Source organism: Aeribacillus sp. FSL K6-1305 (assembly GCF_038050115.1).
Classification (GTDB): domain Bacteria; phylum Bacillota; class Bacilli; order Bacillales; family Aeribacillaceae; genus Aeribacillus; species Aeribacillus composti.
In genome coordinates, this window is the sequence record NZ_JBBOQV010000001.1 from 1,247,054 (window position 1) to 1,268,370 (window position 21,317).

Genomic DNA, 21,317 nt, shown 5'->3' on the forward strand with positions numbered 1-21,317 from the left:
CAGCTCATTTCAGGTCATATAAAAACTTTCTTATTCGCCATATTATCGGATACAGCATTATTTGTCAACAAGATCCGGTCGTAAAATTTTTGCCTTCTCTAAATAAACATGGCAAATATCGTTTTGGGCGGCTTCTGTATTAATATGCATCATCACCCTTACGCATTTCTCAAGGGCGCCTTCAACGGCTATTTCCTGCATGCATGTCACAGGAACATATTTCCAGCCTTCAATATTTCTTAATGCTTTTGCAGGGAAGCAGGCATTTAAATCATTTGTCGCCGAAATAAACACGGAAGCTACTTGTTCAGGGGCAATGTTGTTTAATCGAATCATCTCCCTTAAGAGCCTCTCCGTGCTTTCAACAATCTGTTCTTCATTATTTTCCGAAACGGTGATGGCCCCTCTAACGCCTCTTATCAAACGCATCCCTCCGTTCTCCACTCATTAAGAAATGAATATAATGTATGCGTGTCAAACGTCTTAAGTACCGGATTGCCGATATCCTCGAGAAGTACAAAACGAATCTGGCTATGTACCGTTTTTTTGTCTTTTTTCATTCGTTCGAGAAGCGATTCGGTTTGAATGGTTTCATCGATTTTGACGGGAAAGCCGATTTCGTTAAACCAATTTTTGATCGATTTATATTGAAAATCTTTGCGGAATATCTTTTCACTCAGCCATAGAGCAAACAGCATGCCGCATGCAACGGCATCTCCGTGGGAAATCTTCCCGTAACCTAACTCCGCTTCGAGCGCATGGCCGAGAGTATGACCGAAGTTTAAAAACGCCCTTTTTCCCGTTTCTCTTTCATCTTCAGCGACAATTTCTGCTTTCACTTCAATTCCCTTTCGTATAAACCATTGCAGTTGTTCGCTTGTTACATGATTCAACGAATGGATCGTTTTCATTAAATTTTCAACAAATGAACGATCATTGATGAAGCCGTGCTTCACCACTTCCGCAAATCCTGAGCGGATTTCTAGAAGAGGCAGTGTTTTTAAAAACTGTGTATCATAAATAATGGCATGAGGCTGATGAAAAGCCCCGATCATATTTTTTCCGAGCGGATGGTTAATGGCCACCTTTCCCCCGACAGCACTGTCATGAGCCAAAAGGGTCGTCGGCACTTGAATGAACGGAATTCCTCTCATAAATGTTGCAGCTACAAAGCCTGCTAAATCACCCACTACACCGCCGCCAAAAGCAATGATCACGGATTCTCTGTCCAGATTGTTTTCTAAAGCAAAGGTCAAGCATTTATAGTACGTTTCAAATGATTTAGACTGTTCGCCGCTCGGAACAACACATGTCAATACGTCCAAATCAAATGCTTTTAATACCGACTCTAATTTTCCGCCATACAGATCCTTGACTGTTTGATCAGTAATGATCAAAATTTTCGAAGGATTATTGCAAACAGACAGAAGCCATTCTCCGACATTATCGATAATTCCGTCTCCTAAAAAAACTGGATACGGGCGACTTTTCGTTTGAATCATCATCTGTTCCATTAAAATTCCCTCGCATATTGTTTCATACGTTCGATATTTTCCCGAATAAGGTCAATGCGATCAAGACCAAACTGTTCAACGATCGCTTTGGCTACTTCCCATGCAACAACTGCCTCCGCCACAACACTTGCAGCCGGGACTGCGCAGCTGTCCGATCGTTCAATGCTCGCCAAAAAAGGCTCTTTCGTATCAATGTCAACGCTTTGCAAAGGCTTGTACAGTGTTGGAATTGGCTTCATGACTCCTCTGACGACGATGGGCATGCCGGTCGTCATGCCGCCCTCAAAGCCTCCCAGATTGTTTGTTTTGCGATAGTATCCTTTCTCTTCGCTCCAAAGGATTTCATCATGAACTTCGCTGCCAAAACTCCGTCCCGCTTCAAATCCCAAGCCGAATTCAACCCCTTTAAACGCGTTGATGCTTACGATCGCTTGCGCTATTTTGGCATCCAGCTTTTTGTCCCAATGAACATAGCTGCCGACACCAGGCGGCATTCCTTCAACAATCACCTCAACGATGCCGCCGATGGAATCACCCTTTTCTTTTGCTTCGTCGATCGCCTTCATCATTTGCTGAGCCGCATTTTCATCTAAACAACGCACAGGTGAGTTCTCTGTCTTTTCCTTCAACTCAGCAAGCGTCGAATAGTCCAATTTTTGCGCACGGACACCGCCAATTTCAATGACATGTCCTGCCACTTGAATGCCGAGTTCAGACAAAATTTTCTTCGCAACAGCTCCTGCTGCCACCCTGACAGTTGTTTCCCGGGCAGAAGAGCGTTCAAGCACGTTGCGCATATCACGATGTCCGTATTTGATCGCCCCGACTAAATCGGCATGGCCTGGGCGAGGTCTCGTAATTTTTCGTTTCATTTCCGCTTTCTCCGATTCGGAAATCGGCTCTGCCCCCATAATTTTCGTCCAATGGGCAAAGTCTTTATTTTCTACAACTAGCGCTATTGGTGATCCTAGCGTTTCGCCATGGCGCACTCCGCCTAGTATTTGCACCTGGTCTTTTTCGATTTGCATTCTTCGACCGCGGCCATAGCCTTTCTGTCTTCTTGCAAGCTCAATATTGATGTCTTCTTCCGTTAGAGGAAGCCCTGCCGGAACTCCTTCTATAATCGTCGTTAATTGCGGGCCGTGAGATTCCCCTGCTGTCAAATATCTCATACTAGCAAACTCCTTCCCATAACACTTTAACGCTTTTATGCTTTTATGCTTTTACGTAACTATACCATAAGATTTTTTGTTTGAATAGAAAGATCTTTGCTATTGCTACAATCGTGTATAAAAAAACGTTTCGATCGTTTTTAATCCATATTTTTCCGGAGTGAAAATTTGCTCTGTGCTGCCAACAAATAAAATCCCGTTTCGTCTAAGCGAGTTGCTGAATTTTTCATAAAGCTCTTTTTTCGCAGACTCAGTAAAATAAATGAGGACGTTTCGGCATACGATCAAATCAAAATCTGTTTCAAAGCGGTCTGACAGCAAATTATGCTTTCTAAAAGTAACCGAGCGTTTAATGTCTTCTTTTACATGATAGAAAGAGCCTTCTTGCTGAAAATAATTAGTTTTATATTCAAGAGGTACTTCTTTTAGCGATCTTTCCGGATAAATTCCAATTTGTGCTGTTTTAATCGCTTGTTCATCTATATCTGTGGCTAATATATATGAGTCTTTCAATAGCGAATTTTGTGCTAAAATCATCGCAATTGTGTAAGGTTCTTCTCCCGTTGAGCAGGCAGCGCTCCAAACCTTTATATGTTTTTTACCATCCAGCAAACGCGGAAGCAATTTTTTTTCAAGGATGTTCCAGCGCTGATAGTTGCGAAAAAATTCAGAAACATTAATAGTCATCCGATCTAAAAACAGATTGTATAAACATTGATCCTTTTCCATCGCTAAAAAAAACTCGTGAAAGGATTGAAAGCCTTTTTTTTCATACAATGATTTTAATCTTCTTTTCATTTGAGTCTCTTTATATAACGACAGGTCAATCCCACTTTTTCTTTTTATCTTTTCGATAAATGCAACATAGTCCTTATCTGTCACTTTCCGATCTTCCCCCGAATGTAATGTAGAAAACCCTAATCAAACCATTGTTTGATTAGGGTCAGATGTTAATAGATCCATGCATCAATTTCACGGTCATATTCTACAAGCTCTTCAGCTTTAAAAAACAATTGAATTTCCCGCTCAGCGCTTTCAGGTGAATCAGAACCGTGAATTACATTCTTCCCTACTGTTAAACCAAAATCGCCGCGAATTGTTCCAGAAAGGGCATCCTTTGGATTGGTTTTTCCCATCATTTGACGGGCAATTTCGATTGCATTTTCGCCTTCCCAAACCATTGCAAAAACCGGTCCTGAAGTGATGAATTGAACGAGTTCATTGAAAAAAGGCTTTTCTTTATGTTCTCCATAATGCTGCTGGGCCAATTCTTCAGAGATTTTCATTAATTTTGCACCGATAAGCTTCAGCCCTTTTTGCTCAAATCTTGAAACGATTTGTCCAATCAGCTGCCGTTGTACACCATCAGGCTTTACCATTAAAAACGTCTTTTCCATCAACACATCCACCTCGAAAATTTCTTTATGTATAAGTACAAAATCCACAAGAAAATAGTATCATTATTAAAGCGGTTACGCAAACTAAAATTTCCTTTTTCCAATATATTTGGCAATATTGTATAGCGAAGTTCGCGCTTTCCCGTGCTTGAGGCCTTCCAATTGATGAAAGCTCTTCTGCAAATAGCGGTCACTAATATTCATCGACTGTTCGATTGCTCTTGATTTTTTAATTTCATAAATAATCGGCTTGATTTCTTCAGCAGTTGTTTGATTATTGATTTTGACAATTTTTTTTCTTAATTCTTCATTTTGCATGGCAAACAAAACAGGAAGGGTAATGTTTCCTTGAAGTAAATCGCTCCCAACTGGTTTTCCAAGCTCTTCTTCCGTAGAGGTAAAATCTAAAAGATCGTCAATAATTTGATACGAAATTCCAACATAATAACCGTACAAATACAGCTTTTTACAAACGGATTCTGGAGCGCCGGAGGCAAGAGCGCCCAATTGGCAGCTGACAGCAATTAATAAAGCTGTTTTTCTTTTAATTCGTTTGACATACGTCCGATAAGACTGATCAAAATTGTATTTATCGTTGATTTGTTCGATTTCTCCTAAACAGAGTTCAACAAGAGCTTTCGAAAGAACTCGGTGAATAAGCGGATCGTCCAGCTCTGTTATGATTTCAAGAGCCCGTGCGAATAAGTAATCTCCAACATACATGGCAATGCGATTGTCCCATTTTGCATTAACTGTTGGTTTTCCTCTTCGCAGCTCAGCATTGTCGATGACGTCATCGTGTACCAATGAGGCGCTGTGAATCAGCTCTAAAGCGACGGCAACCGGTTTCATACGGTCAATGTTATAATCTCCGAACATTCCTGACAACAATACAAAAACAGGGCGAATCCGTTTTCCCCCTGCTTGAAGAAGATGAATCCCGGCTTCACGTATTAACGGATCTTTTGTTTGTACGGAAGACAGCAATTCATTTTCAATCACTTCAAGGTCTTTTGTTAAAAAGGAATAGAATGATTTTAACTTCATTTATTTCACCTTTGTTTCCAATTTCGGTTTATAACCTAAGTGCATTGCTGCAACACCGCCTGTAAATGGCTTCACTTCTACATTTATAAAACCAGTTTGCTCGAACATTTTTTTCAGCTCTTTCATGCCAGGAAATTGACGCGCGGACTCCTGCAGCCAAGAATATTCTTCATAGCTTTTAGCAAATATCTTGCCGAATAAAGGCATGATAAAGCGAAAATAAAAATAGTAAAGCTGTTTGAAGCCAATCAAGGTCGGCTGTGATGTCTCCAAACAAACTACCATTCCTCCGGGTTTCAATACGCGGTACATTTCCGATAGAACCTGCATATAATCAGGAACATTTCTGAGGCCAAACCCGATGGTCACATAATCAAACTCGTTTTCAGGAAACGGCAAATCCATCGCATTGCCGTGAATAAATGAAATATTGGAAAATTGTCTTTCCTTTGCCTTTTCCTCACCGATGCTTAACATATTTTGGCTAAAATCAAGTCCTATGACCTTTCCGTTTTGCCCGACTGCTTCCCCGAGCGCAAGCGTCCAGTCCCCCGTTCCGCAGCAAACATCGAGTGCGTAGGAACCTTTTTTCACATTCATTCTCCGCATCGTTTCTTTTCGCCATGCAATATGACGATTAAAGCTGATCACAGAATTCATCCGGTCATAATTTTTATAAATTTTTTCAAATACGCGGTGCACACGTTCTTCTTTCGATTGCTGCATTTTTTAACCTTCCTCCACTATCATATGCGAAAACCGTAATACATGAATTCGGTTCATAATAAATTGTTTTACGGCAGGCGAATATTTCAGACTTTTTTCCAACAGTTTATTAATTTCCCAGAAATAATGATTGCAGCATTCTATGAAAGTTCCAACTAAATCAATCGGGCTTTTAGATTTCTTTTGAAATTGTGTTAAAACGGACTGGCTATTTTTATCGTATTTATGTTTTTCTTCACATAAACGTTTATATGTTAAATATGTTTTGGAAATTTCCGGCCACGTCTCAATTTGAAAATGCTCTCCGATCCGTTGAAATAACGCGGTTTCCACAATGACGATGCTTTCGACTATTGCTTCAATCGACTGGCAGCTTCGGTCGTAAAGACGAATTTTATGCTCATTAATTTCTTTAATCGCGGTTGCAAGCGCACGAACCATTTTCAAGTCTTGAATTTCAGAAAGAATAAAATAATATAGTCCGCTGAAATAATCACCTGCAATAACATTTAATTGTCTTTCAACAAAAAGCTTCTTATTTTCACATTCCGTTGTCGTTACTAAATCATGGGTATCAAGGGCTGATTGAACAAGCATGGCGGTCACAACATATTTTTCCTTCTTTTCATCTGCTATTTCCGCTTCTTCAAAAAGCGCGTAAAACAATAGCAGCTTGTCTTCATCAATTACAGGCTTTTGAATATATTGTTTAAGCACAGGATGTGAAAAATATTGGTCTAGCGAACGTTTTATTTGCTCCAGCTTTTGATAGATTTCCATCATTATCACCCTTGTCCCCCATATATCTCTATACTAACATTTACAAATTTTATTATATCATAACCACATTTTTTCATTAGGCTTTGTCGAAAAAGTAAAAGCAGAAATCCTGCTTATTTTCTCTCGCCGCTCTCAATCTCTCCATAGCTTGTTTGAATAAGCGCCTTGCCGCGAATTTTAATGGCAGAAGTGTGTTCCGTAAATTGAGCAATCATTACTTCTCCTTTATCAAGCTTTTCGGAATGGTGGAACCTAGTATCGGAACCTCTTGTCAAACCAATCACATTGACGCCATCTTCAATTGCTTTAATAACCACATAATCATTTTGATTCGGATTCATCTATCAACACCTACCGTTTATTTTTTTATTAATGACAACACTTCGCTTCTTGCCGCAGCATCATTCAAAAAACATCCTCTGACTGCTGACGTTACAGTGATTGATCCAGGCTTTTTCACTCCGCGCATTGTCATGCACATATGCTCCGCTTCAACAACAACCATCACACCGTGAGGATCCAATGATTCGACTATGCTGTCGGCAATCGTTGACGTAATCCGTTCTTGCAGCTGTGGTTTTTTTACAACCGCTTCAACAGCGCGGGCTAGTTTGCTTAGTCCAGTCACTTTGCCGCCTTTTGGTATGTATGCAATATGTACTTTACCGAAAAAAGGAACTAGATGGTGTTCGCACATTGAAAAAAATTGAATATCCTTTACTAAAACAAGCTCTTCATGATCCTCTTCAAATACGGTTTGAAAATATTCTTTAGGATCCTGATCTATACCTGAAAAAATTTCCTCATACATATTGGCAACCCGCTTAGGTGTATCAGCCAATCCTTCCCTATTAGGATCCTCCCCTATAGCTTCTATAATTAAACGTACTGCCTGTTCTATTTGCTCTTTATTAATTTTTGGCATACTCGGCTCCTCCTATTGTCATTCATTCATACCGATTCTAGCACAATTAATGAAAAAAAAGCAAAATGAAGCTTCCTTCCTTTCCCACAAATAGAACAGAAAACTTTTCTGAACAATCTCGCCTAAATAGGAAAAGCCCCAAAAAGGGGCTTATTCTGTGAAGAAATGCAGCGAGCATATGTAGTCGCTACTCATTTCTTAATTGTGTGCGTTCATTTCATTACTTGCCAGCAACTGCATCTTTAAGAGCTTTACCTGGTTTAAACGCAGGCACTTTGCTTGCCGGAATTTCAATTTCTTCACCAGTTTGAGGATTGCGACCTTTGCGCGCTGAACGCTCACGCACTTCAAAGTTTCCAAAACCGATGAGTTGAACTTTGTCACCTTTTTTCAAAGATTCTAAAATTGTATCGAAAACAGCATCTACAGCTTTCGTTGCATCCTTTTTGGATAATTCGCTAGCTTCTGCTACAGCGTTGATTAATTCTGTTTTGTTCATTTAATGTTTCACCTCCTCCCAAAAAAGTTTCATGAAAATCCAGCTATTATACATTTCTTCACAGCTTTTAAGAATTCTATACATGCAACAACAAGAAGTTGGTGACTAGCTTATCATAAATGAAACAATATTTCATTTCAACAGTTTTTCATTTTCAAATTGGTTGCAAAGGATGATTCATCCTTATGAGAGAAGAATTTCTGTAAAAAGATTATCATAACAATAATGGCAGAATCAAGCACAATTCTATTAATTTCAGTCATTTTTCAATCGATTTGGCAAAAAGTTCGCCAAAACAATAGATGGAGACTGCATGAGCAGTCAACCCTTCCATCATTTAAAAACGCAGCTCCCACATATTTCCGTTTTCAAAGCACCGAATTTTTTTCTTTCCGTATGTTTAAAATCCCTGCTGCCGCTTGTTTTTTATGCTTGCTGTCGTGGCTTCTTCTCCGGCTGCCGCTTGTTTTATCCGATCTTCTTCTTCCTTCAGGTTCTTGGAAATAAAAATGTTTCAACACTTTTTCTCCCCCGCTATGAAATGCTTCTTTCATCACTTTTTCGGAAATCACTATTCTGCCCTCCCCTTTTATTTTGTATAGCATCTGTGTCTTTACATTAATTCGTTTGGACCTTTAAATCGTTAAAAAAATGTGCGTTTACCAACAGTGGCATGTTTTATCCACATTCATACTATTTAAATGAAAAACAGTGAAAAGAGGGATCAAATGGAAAAAGACTTGGAGAAAATTTCCTTATACATTCATCCGAAAGATTTTCTTTTTTTATGAAAAAATAAATGGGATGAAGACGGAGTTCCCGTCATGGTTTATTTAGGGAAGAAGAAGATCGATGGGGATATAATGTATCGTGGCTCTCATACTAGGAAAGCGAAAAAAATCTTTTTTTATAAAATATTACCGTCCTTCAAAATACAATAACGAAAAGGAATTTCATTTAAATGCGGAATATTTTGATCCTTCACTGATTCGCAATAAGCTTTCTTTTTATTTTTTTGACCGCATAGGAGTATACGTCCCCGAAACAAAATTCACCCTTTTATCGATCAATGGAATCCATCAAGGCATTTATTTACGCCAAGAATCCGTCAATGAAGATTTTTTAGCAAAAAGAAAACTGCCTAAAGGCCCAATTTTTTATGCAATAGATGGTGATGCGAATTTTTCATTATACAGCGATTTAGACCAAAAGGTAAAAAAAGCTTATCACAAGGATATGAGCTAAAATACGGGGAAAATGACGATTTTAGTAAGTTCGAACAATTTATTTATTTTGTTAATACAAGCATTTCGTCCCAATTTTCTGAAGAAATTGAACAATATTTAGACGTGGAGCAATATTTAAAATGGCTGACAGGTGTTATTTGCACACAAAATTACGATGGTTTTGTTCACAATTACGCACTTTACTTACATGGAGAAACAAGCCGTTTTCATATTATTAAGGTGAATAGAGGCGGCCCTGAAAGCAAAAGCGGTTTGCTGCTTGAAGTAAAAACTGATTATTTGGCCCTCTATTTATTCGAATCAAACAATGTTGTTTACTACCAATTGAAACACATTAAAAGCATTACGGAAAATTCTAAGACAAATTTCAAACCTTTTCGACTGGAAGATATTGAACAAAACGCATCGAAAAGCGACAGCTTCCGCCGCCTAATAAAATTATTTCAGTACGAATACCTTCAAATTCGGTTTTTTCGCTAAGTTGTTTAACCTTTTAAAAAAAATGATGTGTCTTTTCAAAGGCCGGAAAACGCAGGGCAGAACTTCTTGTCAAAAAAACAGGGCTCACTCGTTTGCCCCCTTGTTAAAAAAACAACGGCCAAAAACCGTTGTTTTTGACCTTTTGATCTTTTATAATATGATTGCTATGAGCCCGCCTGACCCCTCGTTGATGATTCTTTCCAATGTTTCTTTTAATTTGTAGCGGGCATTTTCAGGCATCAACGACAATTTTGCCTGTATTCCTTCTCTGACGATCGAGCTTAAGCTTCTTCCGAATATATCGGAATTCCATATGGACAAAGGATTTTCTTCAAAATCTTGCATTAAATAACGAACAAGCTCTTCACTTTGTTTTTCTGTGCCAATGATCGGCGCAAATTCAGATTCAACATCTACTTTAATCATATGAATGGAAGGTGCGACTGCTTTGAGCCGGACGCCGAATCTCGATCCTTGGCGGATAATTTCCGGTTCATCCAGACTCATATCTGATAAAGCCGGTGCTGCTATGCCGTAACCTGTCTGTTTTACCATTTTTAAAGCATCAGCTACTTGATCGTATTCCGCCTTAGCGTGTGCAAAATTTTGCATGAGCTCAAGCAGATGATCCTTCCCGCGTATTTCAACACCGACAACTTCTTTTAAAATTTGATCGTACAGCTCATCCGGCGCAAACAAATCGATCTCCGCAATCCCTTGGCCCATTTGAATACCAGCTAGTCCAGCCCGCTCAATAAAATCATACTCACTGAACTGCTGGACAACTTGATTGACATCACGCAGACGTTTGATATCTTTTACTGTTTCCTTCACCGTTTCTTGATAGCTCGTGCGAAGCCAATGATCTTCTCTCAGCACCATCACCCAGCTGGGCAAATTCACATTGACTTCCAAGACTGGAAATTCGAAAAGCGCTTCTCTCAATACATTCGTTACATCAATTTCCCTCATGCTTTCCACGCTCATAGCAAGAACTGGAATATCATATTTTTCATTTAATTCTTTTCTTAAAGCCTCCGTATCCGGATGATGAGGATGCACAGAATTAATAATCATAATAAATGGTTTTCCGACTTCTTTTAACTCTTCAATTACTCGTTCTTCCGCTTCTACGTAATCTTTTCTAGGAATTTCGCCGATTGAACCGTCTGTTGTGACGACTACACCGATTGTTGAGTGGTCTTGAATAACCTTGCGGGTGCCAATTTCCGCTGCTTCATGAAACGGGATCGGCTCCTCATACCATGGAGTGTTGATCATTCTCGGCCCATTTTCATCTTCGTATCCCTTTGCACCAGGCACTGTATATCCTACGCAATCTACTAATCTTATATTGACATCAAGGCCTTCATCAACATGGACGGTGACCGCTTGATTCGGGACAAACTTTGGCTCCGTTGTCATAATGGTTTTGCCTGCTGCGCTCTGAGGGAGCTCATCTTGAGCACGTGCTTTATCCGCTTCATTTTCAATATTGGGAAGAACAACTAATTCCATAAACTTTTTTATGAATGTTGATTTACCGGTTCTAACTGCACCAACGACCCCTAGATAAATATCGCCGCCAGTTCGCTCTGCAATGTCTTTGAAAATATCTACCTTTTCCAAGTGATTCCCTCCCGACTTTCAAGTCTTATAACATCCATACATTTACAATTCTTTAGTCATTACATATTTATGATGTTGTCCTATCTAGTTATGACTGTAAAAAAAGAATTTCTTCCAAAAAGAAAAGAACCTTTCTCTTAAATTGTATTCTTAAGAAAAAGGTTCATGACTTATTTTATTAAAAATACCGGTTCATTTTTTTCATTCACAGTATATGGAAGGGAAAATGCAGGGACGAACGGGGAGTTTTCTACTAGCAAATGACGGATATCTTCCCCCTCTTTGAATGATCTTTTTGATTCCTTTATGGCACGGTATAAATCTAAGCTGTAATCAACATAAACTTCTCGATTGTTGTCGATCACAAGCGGAAGATTTTCCCCTGAGTACGGACTCTTCACATGAGGAGGCTCTTTTAATCCTAGCTTTTTATAGTTCAGTGTAAATACATTTTTCGCTATTTGCTTTTCATAAGGAGGATATTCATGAGCATTGATCCTCATCTTTAGTTCACGGATCGCCTCTGCTATTCGTAAATCGATCAGCTTTACGGTTGGATTTTTTTCCACATCGACTAAAACATATAAGTAAATGCCTCCATTTTCAAACGCGGCGCCAGGGGGCTCAGGCAAATATTCAGGAATCAACAGATTGAAATCAATAGGGTATTTTTCATAAATAGGCGTTGATTTGTCTCTCGTTTTAATCGGCAAAAGCCCTTCCGTATCAGCTTTATATTGTTCTACTGCTTTTTGCACGGATTGTATTTGCGCTTCATAAGGTATTTCATTTTTATGTAATCGTTCTTCTGGGTATAAACATCCAGATAAAAGCAAAACAAACATGATAGAGATGAAAGATTTCATTATGCTTTTCTTGTTCATCCTCGTCTTCCTCACTTTGCCTACTCGCTTGTCGGTCCGGAAAAGACTACGAAAAAAATGATAATTCCTGCTAAAATCATAAAAAAATAAGCAATCACTGCTGTGATAGATTTCAAAAATCCTTTTAGTTTAAAACGGCTCAAGTATATGGAAAAGACCGCGATAAACATAAAGGCCATCGCTGTGAGGGCAATCCACATTTTCATTAGACCTTCTGACATTGTGATCCACTCCTTCTATTCCTACCAATCATTTTAACATATGCTCTTTTTCACGCAATTGTTTTCCATATAAGAATCGAATTCAAAAAAAAACTGAAGCAGCTGGGAAATGTGCTACAGTTCTTCATTTCGATTTTCTAATATGTTCACAAGATCTTCCATTTCATGCGTTTTAACTCTCGCCATAAGCGCTTCGACTGCTTCTTTCGGATCTTTTTCGTGAAACAGCACTTCATAAAGGACATTGGTAATCGGCATTTTTACTGAATATTTTTCAGAGAGCTGTTTAGCTGCTTTTGTTGTTCTTACTCCTTCGACAACCATTCCCATGCTTTCTAAAACTTCATCTAGTTTTTTGCCCTTTCCTAGCAAATGGCCGGCACGCCAATTGCGGGAATGCACACTTGTGCAAGTGACAATTAAGTCGCCGATTCCGGCAAGACCAGAAAACGTTAATGGATTGGCACCCATTTTACAGCCTAATCTTGAAATTTCCGCCAATCCTCTAGTTATTAAAGCAGCCTTCGCATTGTCCCCGTATCCAAGGCCGTCGCTGATTCCGGCAGCTAAAGCAATAATGTTTTTCAGCGCTCCTCCAATTTCAACCCCGATTATATCCGGATTCGTATACACACGAAAATAGCGGTTAATAAATAAATCTTGAACAAATTTTGCTGCTTGAATATTTTTGCTCGCAGAAGTCACTGTTGTCGGCTGTCTCAAAGACACTTCTTCCGCATGGCTTGGACCTGATAATACAACTACGTCCTTCAAAAGGTGAGGAGGCATTTCTTCTTCAATAATTTCGGAAATTCTTTTTAATGAACCCGGCTCAATCCCTTTTGAAACATGGACAATTAAAACCGGCCGATCAATGGCTTCTCTTAATTGACTCAGCACTTCTCTTATCGCTTTTGTCGGGACTGCCAAGACAATCGTTTCCACATTTTCAACCGCATCCTTTAAGAAATAAAATCCGGTTAAATTGTCCGGCAATGGGACATTTGGCAAATATTTCTCATTTTTTTTTGTACGATTGATCGCTTCTATATGTTCTTTCCGATGTCCCCAAAGATGCACTTCATGACCATTGTCGCAAAGAACAATTGCAAGCGCTGTTCCCCAGCTTCCAGCTCCCAATATTGCCACCTTCGCCAAATTGCTCACTTCCTTTTATTTATCTTCTTTTTCTCGCAATGATTTTAATAGGGGTTCCTTCAAACCCGAATGCATCGCGAATGCGATTTTCCAAAAAACGTTCATATGAAAAATGAAGAAGCTCCGGATCATTTACAAATATGACAAATGTAGGCGGTTTAACAGAAACTTGTGTTGCATAATAGATTTTTAATCTCGTACCGTGGTCCGTTGGAGTCGGATTCATAGCAACGGCATCCATGATCACATCATTCAATACGTTTGTTTGGACACGCATCGCATGATTCTCGCTGGCAAGAATAATTTGAGGCATTAATGTGTGCAATCTCTTCTTCGTTTTTGCGGACAAAAAGACGATTGGCGCATAGTCTAAAAATAAAAATTGATCGCGAATATCTTTTTCAAACTCTCTCATCGTTCTTTCATCTTTTTCCACTGCATCCCATTTGTTTACTACAATGACAACGGCTTTCCCGGCTTCATGGGCGTAGCCAGCAATTCGCTTGTCTTGTTCAATAATTCCTTCCTCTGCATTTAAAACAACTAACACTACGTCAGAGCGTTCAATCGCTTTAAGCGCCCGTAAAACACTGTATTTTTCTGTTGTCTCATAAATTTTTCCTTTTTTTCTCATGCCAGCTGTATCAATGATGACAAACTCCTGCTTGTTATACGTAAACTTAGTGTCAATAGCGTCTCGTGTTGTTCCAGCAATTTCGCTGACGATCACTCTTTCTTCTCCTAAAATAGCATTTACTAAGGAAGATTTGCCGACATTTGGTCGGCCAATCAAAGAAAATTTAATGATGCCTTCATCATCATTTTCTGATTGGGGTTTTGGAAAATGTTTGCATACTGCATCCAAAAGATCTCCCAGTCCGAGCCCATGCGCTCCTGATATCGGGTACGGTTCTCCAAAGCCAAGAGAATAAAATTCATATATATTTTCCCTCATATCCGGGTTGTCCATTTTATTAACGGCAAGGACAACGGGTTTGTTTGAGCGGTACAATATTTTTGCAACTTCTTCATCAGCGGGAGTTACGCCTTCTCGACCGTTAGTAATGAAAATAATTACATCCGCTTCTTCAATCGCAATCTCCGCCTGATGGCGAATTTGTGCTAGAAACGGTTCATCCCCAATTTCAATTCCACCTGTATCGATCAAGTTAAATTGGAAATTCAGCCATTCACAAGGTGCATAAATACGGTCACGGGTAACACCAGGTATATCTTCTACAATTGAAATACGTTCACCGACAATTCGATTAAAAATCGTCGATTTGCCGACATTTGGTCGACCGACAATAGCCACAACAGGTTTCGGCATACTAAAACTTCCTTCCTAATTTAAAACTCATCACATTTTTCACTATGTATAATGTTAAAGGGGCTACGCCTTCAAGAAATCGCAGCATGTTTTCGCGCCTAACTCCTTTTTCGGCATGCCCCGGAAGTTTTTTACCAAGCTTTTTTCCAACTACCCTATTATATAGCAGTTTATGAAATTGAACAACTGCCTTAAAAATGTTTCACAATGATATATATTTCCTCGCTTATGGCATGAGCAATTCCATCTAGAATCGCTTCTAAATTTTTTGCAATCGAATCCATTTCGTTTTGGTTATCACAAATAAAAACAGGTGCACCGCCTTTTATTTTTTTCTCATTTGTCGTAACGACCGCTAAAACCGCTTTCTCTAAAACCATCGTTTTTTCTCACCTTTCCTATTTGCCTTCGACTCCGTCGGCATGCGAATGGCATTTTCAAGCGTTGGCACGTTGCTGATCACTCGAATGGCGATATCCAAATCATGTTTTTGAGGAAGCACAAACACGCCGACTCTTCCATCCTCAAGATCTCGTTTTGCCAATGGGACTAAAGATGGTTCACCCGCATCGCGGTTTACGCCCAGCGCAGTTGAGACATCATGGAGAATCGCCTGACGTTGTCCGATGTTGGCAATCGTTGTTCTCGCATCAAATGATTTTGGTGTCAAAATAAACCCCATGCCATATTTTAAAACTAGTTCACGTTTTTCCGGGATGCCGATATTCATAATATAAATGTCATCGACATACAAGCCTGCACCGTCAAAATGCGGCTTTACATATTGAATGTCAACAATATCTTTCAATGTGCCTCCAGACATTAACACTTTAGAAATGATAAAGCAAACGACCGTCATCACAAGAGCCATCCAAAAGCCAAAGATTAAATAAGCAAGCGTAACAAATAAAGATGTGAAAATCACTAAATAATTTCTGCTTTCAAAGGCGATTGCAATTCCTTCAATATATGTACTTCCCCGAGGAACAAGCTCATATTGATCGAGCTCTGACAGTGTATTTCTTTCCATGTTGCGGACTTCGCGAAACTGCGATGCAGCCAACGTTAAAAAAGTAATGGCAGTAAACTCCTTTTCCATTATGGCCGGAACAGCAATCGTGCCGAGTCCCGCCGCTATAAATCCAAGTGCGATATGAATAATTTTTCCGTGCAAATATGTTGGATATTGGCGATAATCGGTTTTTAGCATAAAAAGACGGGCTAACACACCTACGAAGACACCATAAAAAATAGGAAGCGTGTATTCATTCATGACCCTTGCCTCTCCCTTGCATGTTTTTTGAATATATGTTCTAAAGAAGCAGCGAATGTTTTGAATGACGCCCATATGAGCAATGAAAAGATTCCGATTGACAGCATATCAAGAAAAGGAAAGTCGCCTATTACAATCGGCCGATAATAAGAATAAACTGCAGACGAAAAAAGAGCTTCTCCGTAACAAGATCCCAATATAAAAAATGCCATTCCTTCAAAAAAATCTTTGCTCAGCATATTGGATAAAATGACTCCTAATATAGATAAATACATCTGAACGTCAAGTAAAAACCAGACAGGATCAAATAAATAAAACAGCTTGACTCCTGCATAGGCAACCGTAATGATCAAAACGGAAAATAATGAATAAAATAAACGCTTAGTTCTATACAAGATGAAAAAACTAAGCAAAGCAAATAAGATATACGAAAAACCAACATGTATTTGTGTAAAGTGTATAAACGTTGCACTTCCTAAAATATTTAACAATATAAAAAAGGAGAGCCAAAAACGAGCATCCGTTTTTGGAAGCCAAAATGTTACAATTACCCAAATTATCCACATGAACCAATAATAATATATTCCTTCCATCTCCAACCTCCTACTATTTCCATTATGTGAAAAATTTATGGATGCTAACCGTACAAATTTTAAAATCAAAGCTAAAAGCGTATAAAAAGCAGTTAAAAGGCTGTGGGAGAATTGATTGCTGATGGATTGCTGTGAGAGGAAAATGTAAACATTTCACTGCCCGTCAAGAAAGGAATTTTCGCTATTTTTTTAGAACTCATAAGCCGATCTGTTTAATGGCAGAATGTCCGTATAATTTCTTTTCATAAAAAAAGGCTTCTAAATCATTATTTGTTTTTTAGGAGGGAGTTTTTCTGCAAAAAAATTGTGGGCTAATGAATTCAGGCTGGATGTATCACTTGTTTATCTGCACAAGTTTTGATTTTTAATGGAGATACGAACGCAAAACGGACGTATCGCTTGCTTATTAAAAGCAGCGAAGAATTTTGTTCGCACATATAATCACGATATAGAGCAGCTTAGCAAAAATAGAACCGATACTGCAGAACTCAAAATACAGCTTATTGAAGTGATATGGAAGCTATATACTAGGCGAGGCTTCGAACAATAACAGCTTATTACAGCGAGGATGGATCGTATCATTCTCAAGGATTTATGAAAAGAACAGCAGTGGAGAAGATGATAAAACAGCTCGTTATATGCTGGGCGGTGCTTATGGAGTCTTTATGGAGAACGCTCAAATGCGAAACGTAGATTTCGTTTGAGGACTGGCAATCGATACAAATTACCCTCATAAAACGACTAAACGGCCTCAGCCCTATGGAATATAGAGATAAAGCCGCTTAGATCATTTTTTATTCCGCTGTCACCTTGACAAGGGGCAGCTCGTGATAATCGCCTTTGTCTTTATTTTAATTTATTTAATTGCTCTCCGATCATTTCGCTTAGTTGAAATCCTGTCGATTCCTCTTTCGGACGATATTTGCGAAAATCTTCTTCACTACCGGATCCATCATCTTCCAATTCCTTTATGCTTAAGGAAATCCGTTTCTCTTCTTCGTTTACATCAAGCACTTTTACTTTTACCTTTTGTCCTTCTTCTAATACTTCTTGAGGAGTGCCTATATGTTTTTTAGAAATTTGCGATATATGGACAAGACCTTCTACTCCAGGTAAAACTTCTACAAAAGCTCCGAATGAGACGAGGCGTTGTACAGTTCCTTCGACAACATCACCGGATTTGATTTTTTCAGAAATGTTTTCCCATGGACCAGGCAATGTTTCTTTAATCGATAGTGAAACCCGTCCATTATCCCGATCGACAGACAAAACTTTCACTTTTACCTTTTCGCCTTCTTGAAGCACATCTGACGGTTTATCTACATGAGCATGAGAGATCTGAGAAATATGTACAAGACCGTCAATCCCGCCGATGTCAACAAAGGCTCCGAAATCGGCTAAACGTTGGACTGTTCCTTCCAATACATCACCAGGCTGAATCGACTGAAGCACTTGCTGTTTTTTCTCTTCCTGCTCCTTTTCCACTACAGCACGATGAGACAAAATCACTCGATTTTTTTCACGGTTTAGCTCCACAACCATCAATGTCAATGTTTTTCCTTTATAATCTGAAAAATCCTCAACATAGTGAGGTTCAACCAATGAAGCAGGAATAAATCCGCGGACGCCCAGGTCTACCACTAAACCGCCTTTTACGACATCCTTCACTTCTGCCTCAAATACTTCTTTATTTTCAAATTTTCTCTCTAATTCCACCCAAGCTTTATCCGCAGCCACTTTGCTTTTCGATAAAATGACGGCTTCTTCCTCAACTTTAATGACCGCTAGTTCAAGCTTGTCATTTTCCTCTACAACATCTGAAGCTTTTTCAATATGCAAACTAGACAGTTCACTAATCGGAATGATGCCCATTTGTTTGCAATTTTTAATATCAACAATCACCTGCTTATCTTCCACTTTTGTTACAGTTCCCTCTACAACGTCTCCCACTTCAGGCACAAAAACTTCACCTTGATTGATGTCCTCTACCATACCATTTACCTCCTTGGTCAAGCCATAGCAACTCAACAAAATATGTACCATTCTATTTAGTATGTCACAAGCTACTCTAAATAGAATGAAAAATACCTCTTTTCTATAAGTTCTAACAAAAAATTCCGTTTGTCAAGTTAAATCCATTGATTACCTATATTTTTCGAGCAAATTTCTAATTTCTGTCATGATTTTATCGGTCGCTTCTTCAGCTGAAATTTTTTTGTTTCGATAAGATGTAAAATCAATGGCTGGGCCGAAAATGACTTTCGTTTTCCGAAACGGTTTGTAAGAACTGACGACGGCGCATGGCAAGACGACACAATCTGATCTTAAGGCAAAAAAACCTGCACCAGCCAAACCTTTTCCGAGTTCACCTGTTTTGCTTCTCGTTCCTTCCGGAAAAATGGCTAAAACTTCTCTTTCTTTTAATATTTTCAAGCCTGTTCTTAACGCCTCTCGATCGGAAAAGCCCCTTTTCACCGGAAACGCCCCCAATGCCCGGACGATCAGGCTGAAAACCGGAATTTTAAACAGCTCCTCTTTTGCCATAAAACGGAGCTGCCTTGGTGAAACGATACCAATCGTCGGAGGGTCCAAATTATTAATATGATTGGAACAAAGCAGCACGGCACCATCCACTGGAAAATGTTCCTTTCCGATCACTTCGACCCGAAAGAGCGGTTTAATAAAGCAGTAAACAATTGCCTTTGCAAATTGATAAAATTTACCCATTTCTTACAGCCTTTCTTTTACCAATTCTTTAATTAATTCCGCCACCTCTTCAATCGTCAATGAAGTTGTATCGATTTCGACGGCATCCGGCGCTTTTTTTAATGGGGCAGTTGCCCTCGTGGAATCAAGCTTATCTCTTTCTTCAATTTCTTTCTTTAATTGTGTTAAATCGGATGTAAAACCTTTTCTTAAATTTTCCTCATACCTTCTTTTTGCTCTTTCCTCTACAGAAGCTTTTAAAAATATTTTCAACTCCGCATTCGGCAGCACATGAGTGCCGATATCCCTGCCATCCATGACAACGCCGCCGTTTCCTGCAAGCTGTTTTTGCCTTTTCACCATTTCCTCCCGCACATTAGGATGTTTGGAAACAGTGGAAACATGCTTTGTTACTTCATTGGAACGGATAATCGCCGTTACGTCTTCACCGTTTACTAGCACTTGCTGACCTTCTTTTATCGGCTTCAGTTCAATCGTCATTTCATTCAAAAGCTTGGTTAGCGCTTTTTCATCCTCCAAAGAAATGCCATTCTGTAAAGCTTTCAAAGTGAGAGCTCTGTACATCGCACCCGTATCAATGTATGTATAGCCTAAATCTTTTGCGATTTTTTTGGCAACTGTGCTTTTCCCGGCAGCTGCCGGACCGTCGATTGCAATGGAAATTTTTTTACTCATAATACCTCCTAGCTAGTTTCAAAAAATATGTATCTATTTTTTTGGAATACAGAAAGAAAAGCAGGGGTTTCCTGCTCTTTTAGCGGCTGATAGTTTCCACCCATTCGGAGATGGACATGTTTCCAACACCTTCATATTGCACGGCTTTTGATAAATATGGCTTCAATTCAGAATGGCGCAAAAAAAGCTGAGCGGCAATTAACATAATGAATTGTATAATGATCAATTTGATCAATATTTGTTCAAAGCGCTTCACAAAAAACATCCTTTTGCCATTTTTTATAAATAGTATGGACAGCCTTGCCGGTATTATTCATTCAAAATTCCTTTCTTTTTCATTTGCAGCTGCTGTTCAAAGCAAAAGCGAATCAATTTTTGCTGTGTCTTTTCATCAATATTGATAAATGCTATGGAAGCGAGCTTATGATGTTCCGCTTCCACAACTCTGAGCGCCTTCCCTGTTACCTTATAATATTCAATCGTTCCGTCCATAAACGTGAGCACCATATAAATATGTATATTTTCATTTAGCGGTACGTCCACACCGTTTGGAATAATGATTGAAATGCCGCCAGCACTTATGTCGTTTGTAACTGTTGTAAATGGGGCGAATTCCTGATTAATGGCGTGTATGGCTACATCAACGGCTGTCTCGATTCTGACAAATTGCCGCCTTTGGATCTCCTCCATATACTCAGGTGCCTGAAGCATGATCATCGGGAGGTTATCTTTTTTCTTGCCAAGAACTTTAGTACGAAATTTATACGGTTTTTTTTCGCTGTTCACAAATGTTGCAACGAGCTCGGTGCCGTCTGTTAAGAAAACAGTTTTTCCTGTCTTGCTATTTATAGGAAAATCAATATAAAGAATGTTTTCTTCTTGGTCCACAAGTTTGCATTTTAGTATTTGATCTTGGCCAGAAAGTTCCAATGTGATCATCGTACCAATTTTTATCAACGTTACCACTCTTTCAATGTAATAAGCGCTCTACATTTATTAAAGCATGAAATGAAAAAAAGGGAAAGCCTAAAAATCGACTC

The 21,317-nt window shown here is 39.1% G+C and carries 25 protein-coding genes and 1 pseudogene; 1 reads left to right on the plus strand and 25 read right to left on the minus strand.

The window, feature by feature from the left end:
- Positions 1-57 precede the first annotated feature (57 nt).
- The 12 genes from aroH to NST97_RS05975 all read right to left on the minus strand — a co-directional run bounded on the left by aroH (position 58) and on the right by NST97_RS05975 (position 8,632).
- Entirely contained in the window at positions 58-423 is a 366-nt protein-coding gene (aroH, locus tag NST97_RS05920) for a chorismate mutase (RefSeq protein WP_063388656.1), read from the minus strand.
- Positions 420-1,514, minus strand: coding sequence for a 3-dehydroquinate synthase (gene aroB / locus NST97_RS05925; RefSeq protein WP_063388582.1), 1,095 nt, complete (start codon positions 1,512-1,514; stop codon positions 420-422). Before aroB ends, aroH begins: the two co-directional genes overlap by 4 nt.
- The gene (gene aroC, locus NST97_RS05930; RefSeq protein ID WP_341343028.1) at positions 1,514-2,686 is read right to left on the minus strand and encodes a chorismate synthase; all 1,173 of its coding nucleotides are present in this window, start codon (positions 2,684-2,686) and stop codon (positions 1,514-1,516) included. Before aroC ends, aroB begins: the two co-directional genes overlap by 1 nt.
- Before the next feature lie 105 nt (positions 2,687-2,791).
- Entirely contained in the window at positions 2,792-3,568 is a 777-nt protein-coding gene (locus NST97_RS05935) for a CheR family methyltransferase (RefSeq protein ID WP_340881765.1), read from the minus strand.
- Between the two features lie 68 nt (positions 3,569-3,636).
- A complete protein-coding gene (gene ndk / locus NST97_RS05940; protein ID WP_063388585.1) occupies positions 3,637-4,083 on the minus strand; it encodes a nucleoside-diphosphate kinase in 447 nt (148 codons plus the stop codon).
- An 84-nt stretch (positions 4,084-4,167) separates the two neighbouring features.
- Entirely contained in the window at positions 4,168-5,130 is a 963-nt protein-coding gene (hepT, locus tag NST97_RS05945) for a heptaprenyl diphosphate synthase component II (protein WP_339196722.1), read from the minus strand.
- A complete protein-coding gene (locus NST97_RS05950) occupies positions 5,131-5,856 on the minus strand; it encodes a demethylmenaquinone methyltransferase (protein WP_063388587.1) in 726 nt (241 codons plus the stop codon).
- 3 nt (positions 5,857-5,859) lie between these two features.
- Positions 5,860-6,636 carry a heptaprenyl diphosphate synthase component 1 gene (locus NST97_RS05955; RefSeq protein WP_158640198.1) on the minus strand — a complete coding sequence of 259 codons (777 nt, stop codon included), beginning with the start codon at positions 6,634-6,636 and terminating at the stop codon, positions 5,860-5,862.
- Between the two features lie 113 nt (positions 6,637-6,749).
- Positions 6,750-6,977: a trp RNA-binding attenuation protein MtrB gene (gene mtrB, locus NST97_RS05960; protein WP_063388589.1), complete on the minus strand. Its 228-nt coding sequence runs from the start codon at positions 6,975-6,977 to the stop codon at positions 6,750-6,752.
- Positions 6,978-6,994: 17 nt separating this feature from the next.
- Positions 6,995-7,561: a GTP cyclohydrolase I FolE gene (gene folE / locus NST97_RS05965; protein WP_063388590.1), complete on the minus strand. Its 567-nt coding sequence runs from the start codon at positions 7,559-7,561 to the stop codon at positions 6,995-6,997.
- A gap of 220 nt (positions 7,562-7,781) precedes the next feature.
- Positions 7,782-8,060, minus strand: a complete 279-nt coding sequence (gene hbs, locus NST97_RS05970) for a non-specific DNA-binding protein Hbs (protein ID WP_063388591.1) — start codon at positions 8,058-8,060, stop codon at positions 7,782-7,784.
- Between the two features lie 368 nt (positions 8,061-8,428).
- Complete coding sequence (locus tag NST97_RS05975; RefSeq protein WP_341343029.1) at positions 8,429-8,632, minus strand: hypothetical protein; 204 nt, start codon at positions 8,630-8,632, stop codon at positions 8,429-8,431.
- 298 nt (positions 8,633-8,930) lie between these two features.
- On the opposite strand from NST97_RS05975, the pseudogene NST97_RS05980 reads away from it, so the two are divergent.
- Positions 8,931-9,787 (plus strand): annotated as a pseudogene (locus NST97_RS05980) (CotH kinase family protein).
- Positions 9,788-9,937: 150 nt separating this feature from the next.
- Here NST97_RS05980 and spoIVA read toward each other — a convergent pair.
- From spoIVA to NST97_RS06045, 13 genes are all read right to left on the minus strand, one after another.
- Positions 9,938-11,416 carry a stage IV sporulation protein A gene (gene spoIVA, locus NST97_RS05985; protein WP_063388595.1) on the minus strand — a complete coding sequence of 493 codons (1,479 nt, stop codon included), beginning with the start codon at positions 11,414-11,416 and terminating at the stop codon, positions 9,938-9,940.
- 170 nt (positions 11,417-11,586) lie between these two features.
- On the minus strand, positions 11,587-12,300 hold the full coding sequence (locus NST97_RS05990; RefSeq protein ID WP_339193002.1) for a hypothetical protein: 714 nt from the start codon (positions 12,298-12,300) through the stop codon (positions 11,587-11,589).
- Between the two features lie 20 nt (positions 12,301-12,320).
- The gene (locus NST97_RS05995) at positions 12,321-12,521 is read right to left on the minus strand and encodes a DUF2768 domain-containing protein (protein WP_063388596.1); all 201 of its coding nucleotides are present in this window, start codon (positions 12,519-12,521) and stop codon (positions 12,321-12,323) included.
- Between the two features lie 114 nt (positions 12,522-12,635).
- The gene (locus NST97_RS06000) at positions 12,636-13,679 is read right to left on the minus strand and encodes an NAD(P)H-dependent glycerol-3-phosphate dehydrogenase (RefSeq protein WP_341343030.1); all 1,044 of its coding nucleotides are present in this window, start codon (positions 13,677-13,679) and stop codon (positions 12,636-12,638) included.
- 19 nt (positions 13,680-13,698) lie between these two features.
- Positions 13,699-15,009, minus strand: coding sequence for a ribosome biogenesis GTPase Der (der, locus tag NST97_RS06005; protein ID WP_063388598.1), 1,311 nt, complete (start codon positions 15,007-15,009; stop codon positions 13,699-13,701).
- A 191-nt stretch (positions 15,010-15,200) separates the two neighbouring features.
- The gene (locus tag NST97_RS06010; RefSeq protein ID WP_327856234.1) at positions 15,201-15,389 is read right to left on the minus strand and encodes a capping complex subunit for YIEGIA; all 189 of its coding nucleotides are present in this window, start codon (positions 15,387-15,389) and stop codon (positions 15,201-15,203) included.
- On the minus strand, positions 15,380-16,282 hold the full coding sequence (locus NST97_RS06015; protein WP_063388600.1) for a YIEGIA family protein: 903 nt from the start codon (positions 16,280-16,282) through the stop codon (positions 15,380-15,382). Before NST97_RS06015 ends, NST97_RS06010 begins: the two co-directional genes overlap by 10 nt.
- Positions 16,279-16,875: a YphA family membrane protein gene (locus NST97_RS06020; RefSeq protein ID WP_339193005.1), complete on the minus strand. Its 597-nt coding sequence runs from the start codon at positions 16,873-16,875 to the stop codon at positions 16,279-16,281. The genes NST97_RS06015 and NST97_RS06020 overlap by 4 nt, the downstream gene beginning before the upstream one ends.
- 846 nt (positions 16,876-17,721) lie before the next feature.
- Positions 17,722-18,867 carry a 30S ribosomal protein S1 gene (rpsA, locus tag NST97_RS06025; protein ID WP_341343031.1) on the minus strand — a complete coding sequence of 382 codons (1,146 nt, stop codon included), beginning with the start codon at positions 18,865-18,867 and terminating at the stop codon, positions 17,722-17,724.
- Positions 18,868-19,017: 150 nt separating this feature from the next.
- On the minus strand, positions 19,018-19,602 hold the full coding sequence (locus NST97_RS06030; RefSeq protein ID WP_339193007.1) for a lysophospholipid acyltransferase family protein: 585 nt from the start codon (positions 19,600-19,602) through the stop codon (positions 19,018-19,020).
- 3 nt (positions 19,603-19,605) lie between these two features.
- The gene (gene cmk, locus NST97_RS06035) at positions 19,606-20,277 is read right to left on the minus strand and encodes a (d)CMP kinase (protein ID WP_339193008.1); all 672 of its coding nucleotides are present in this window, start codon (positions 20,275-20,277) and stop codon (positions 19,606-19,608) included.
- Positions 20,278-20,356: 79 nt separating this feature from the next.
- Entirely contained in the window at positions 20,357-20,542 is a 186-nt protein-coding gene (locus NST97_RS06040; RefSeq protein ID WP_232515564.1) for a DUF5359 family protein, read from the minus strand.
- A gap of 44 nt (positions 20,543-20,586) precedes the next feature.
- Positions 20,587-21,234, minus strand: coding sequence for a flagellar brake protein (locus NST97_RS06045; protein ID WP_339193010.1), 648 nt, complete (start codon positions 21,232-21,234; stop codon positions 20,587-20,589).
- Positions 21,235-21,317 lie beyond the last annotated feature (83 nt).

Coding starts and splice junctions, on each gene's coding strand:
- aroB (WP_063388582.1), bottom strand. CDS start 1,514: ATGGAACAGATGATGATTCAAACGAAAAGTCGCCCGTATCCAGTTTTT.
- aroC (WP_341343028.1), bottom strand. CDS start 2,686: ATGAGATATTTGACAGCAGGGGAATCTCACGGCCCGCAATTAACGACG.
- ndk (WP_063388585.1), bottom strand. CDS start 4,083: ATGGAAAAGACGTTTTTAATGGTAAAGCCTGATGGTGTACAACGGCAG.
- hepT (WP_339196722.1), bottom strand. CDS start 5,130: ATGAAGTTAAAATCATTCTATTCCTTTTTAACAAAAGACCTTGAAGTG.
- NST97_RS05950 (WP_063388587.1), bottom strand. CDS start 5,856: ATGCAGCAATCGAAAGAAGAACGTGTGCACCGCGTATTTGAAAAAATT.
- NST97_RS05955 (WP_158640198.1), bottom strand. CDS start 6,636: ATGGAAATCTATCAAAAGCTGGAGCAAATAAAACGTTCGCTAGACCAA.
- mtrB (WP_063388589.1), bottom strand. CDS start 6,977: ATGAATCCGAATCAAAATGATTATGTGGTTATTAAAGCAATTGAAGAT.
- folE (WP_063388590.1), bottom strand. CDS start 7,561: ATGCCAAAAATTAATAAAGAGCAAATAGAACAGGCAGTACGTTTAATT.
- hbs (WP_063388591.1), bottom strand. CDS start 8,060: ATGAACAAAACAGAATTAATCAACGCTGTAGCAGAAGCTAGCGAATTA.
- NST97_RS05990 (WP_339193002.1), bottom strand. CDS start 12,300: ATGAACAAGAAAAGCATAATGAAATCTTTCATCTCTATCATGTTTGTT.
- NST97_RS05995 (WP_063388596.1), bottom strand. CDS start 12,521: ATGTCAGAAGGTCTAATGAAAATGTGGATTGCCCTCACAGCGATGGCC.
- der (WP_063388598.1), bottom strand. CDS start 15,009: ATGCCGAAACCTGTTGTGGCTATTGTCGGTCGACCAAATGTCGGCAAA.
- NST97_RS06010 (WP_327856234.1), bottom strand. CDS start 15,389: ATGGTTTTAGAGAAAGCGGTTTTAGCGGTCGTTACGACAAATGAGAAA.
- NST97_RS06015 (WP_063388600.1), bottom strand. CDS start 16,282: ATGAATGAATACACGCTTCCTATTTTTTATGGTGTCTTCGTAGGTGTG.
- NST97_RS06020 (WP_339193005.1), bottom strand. CDS start 16,875: ATGGAAGGAATATATTATTATTGGTTCATGTGGATAATTTGGGTAATT.
- rpsA (WP_341343031.1), bottom strand. CDS start 18,867: ATGGTAGAGGACATCAATCAAGGTGAAGTTTTTGTGCCTGAAGTGGGA.
- NST97_RS06030 (WP_339193007.1), bottom strand. CDS start 19,602: ATGGGTAAATTTTATCAATTTGCAAAGGCAATTGTTTACTGCTTTATT.
- cmk (WP_339193008.1), bottom strand. CDS start 20,277: ATGAGTAAAAAAATTTCCATTGCAATCGACGGTCCGGCAGCTGCCGGG.
- NST97_RS06040 (WP_232515564.1), bottom strand. CDS start 20,542: ATGTTTTTTGTGAAGCGCTTTGAACAAATATTGATCAAATTGATCATT.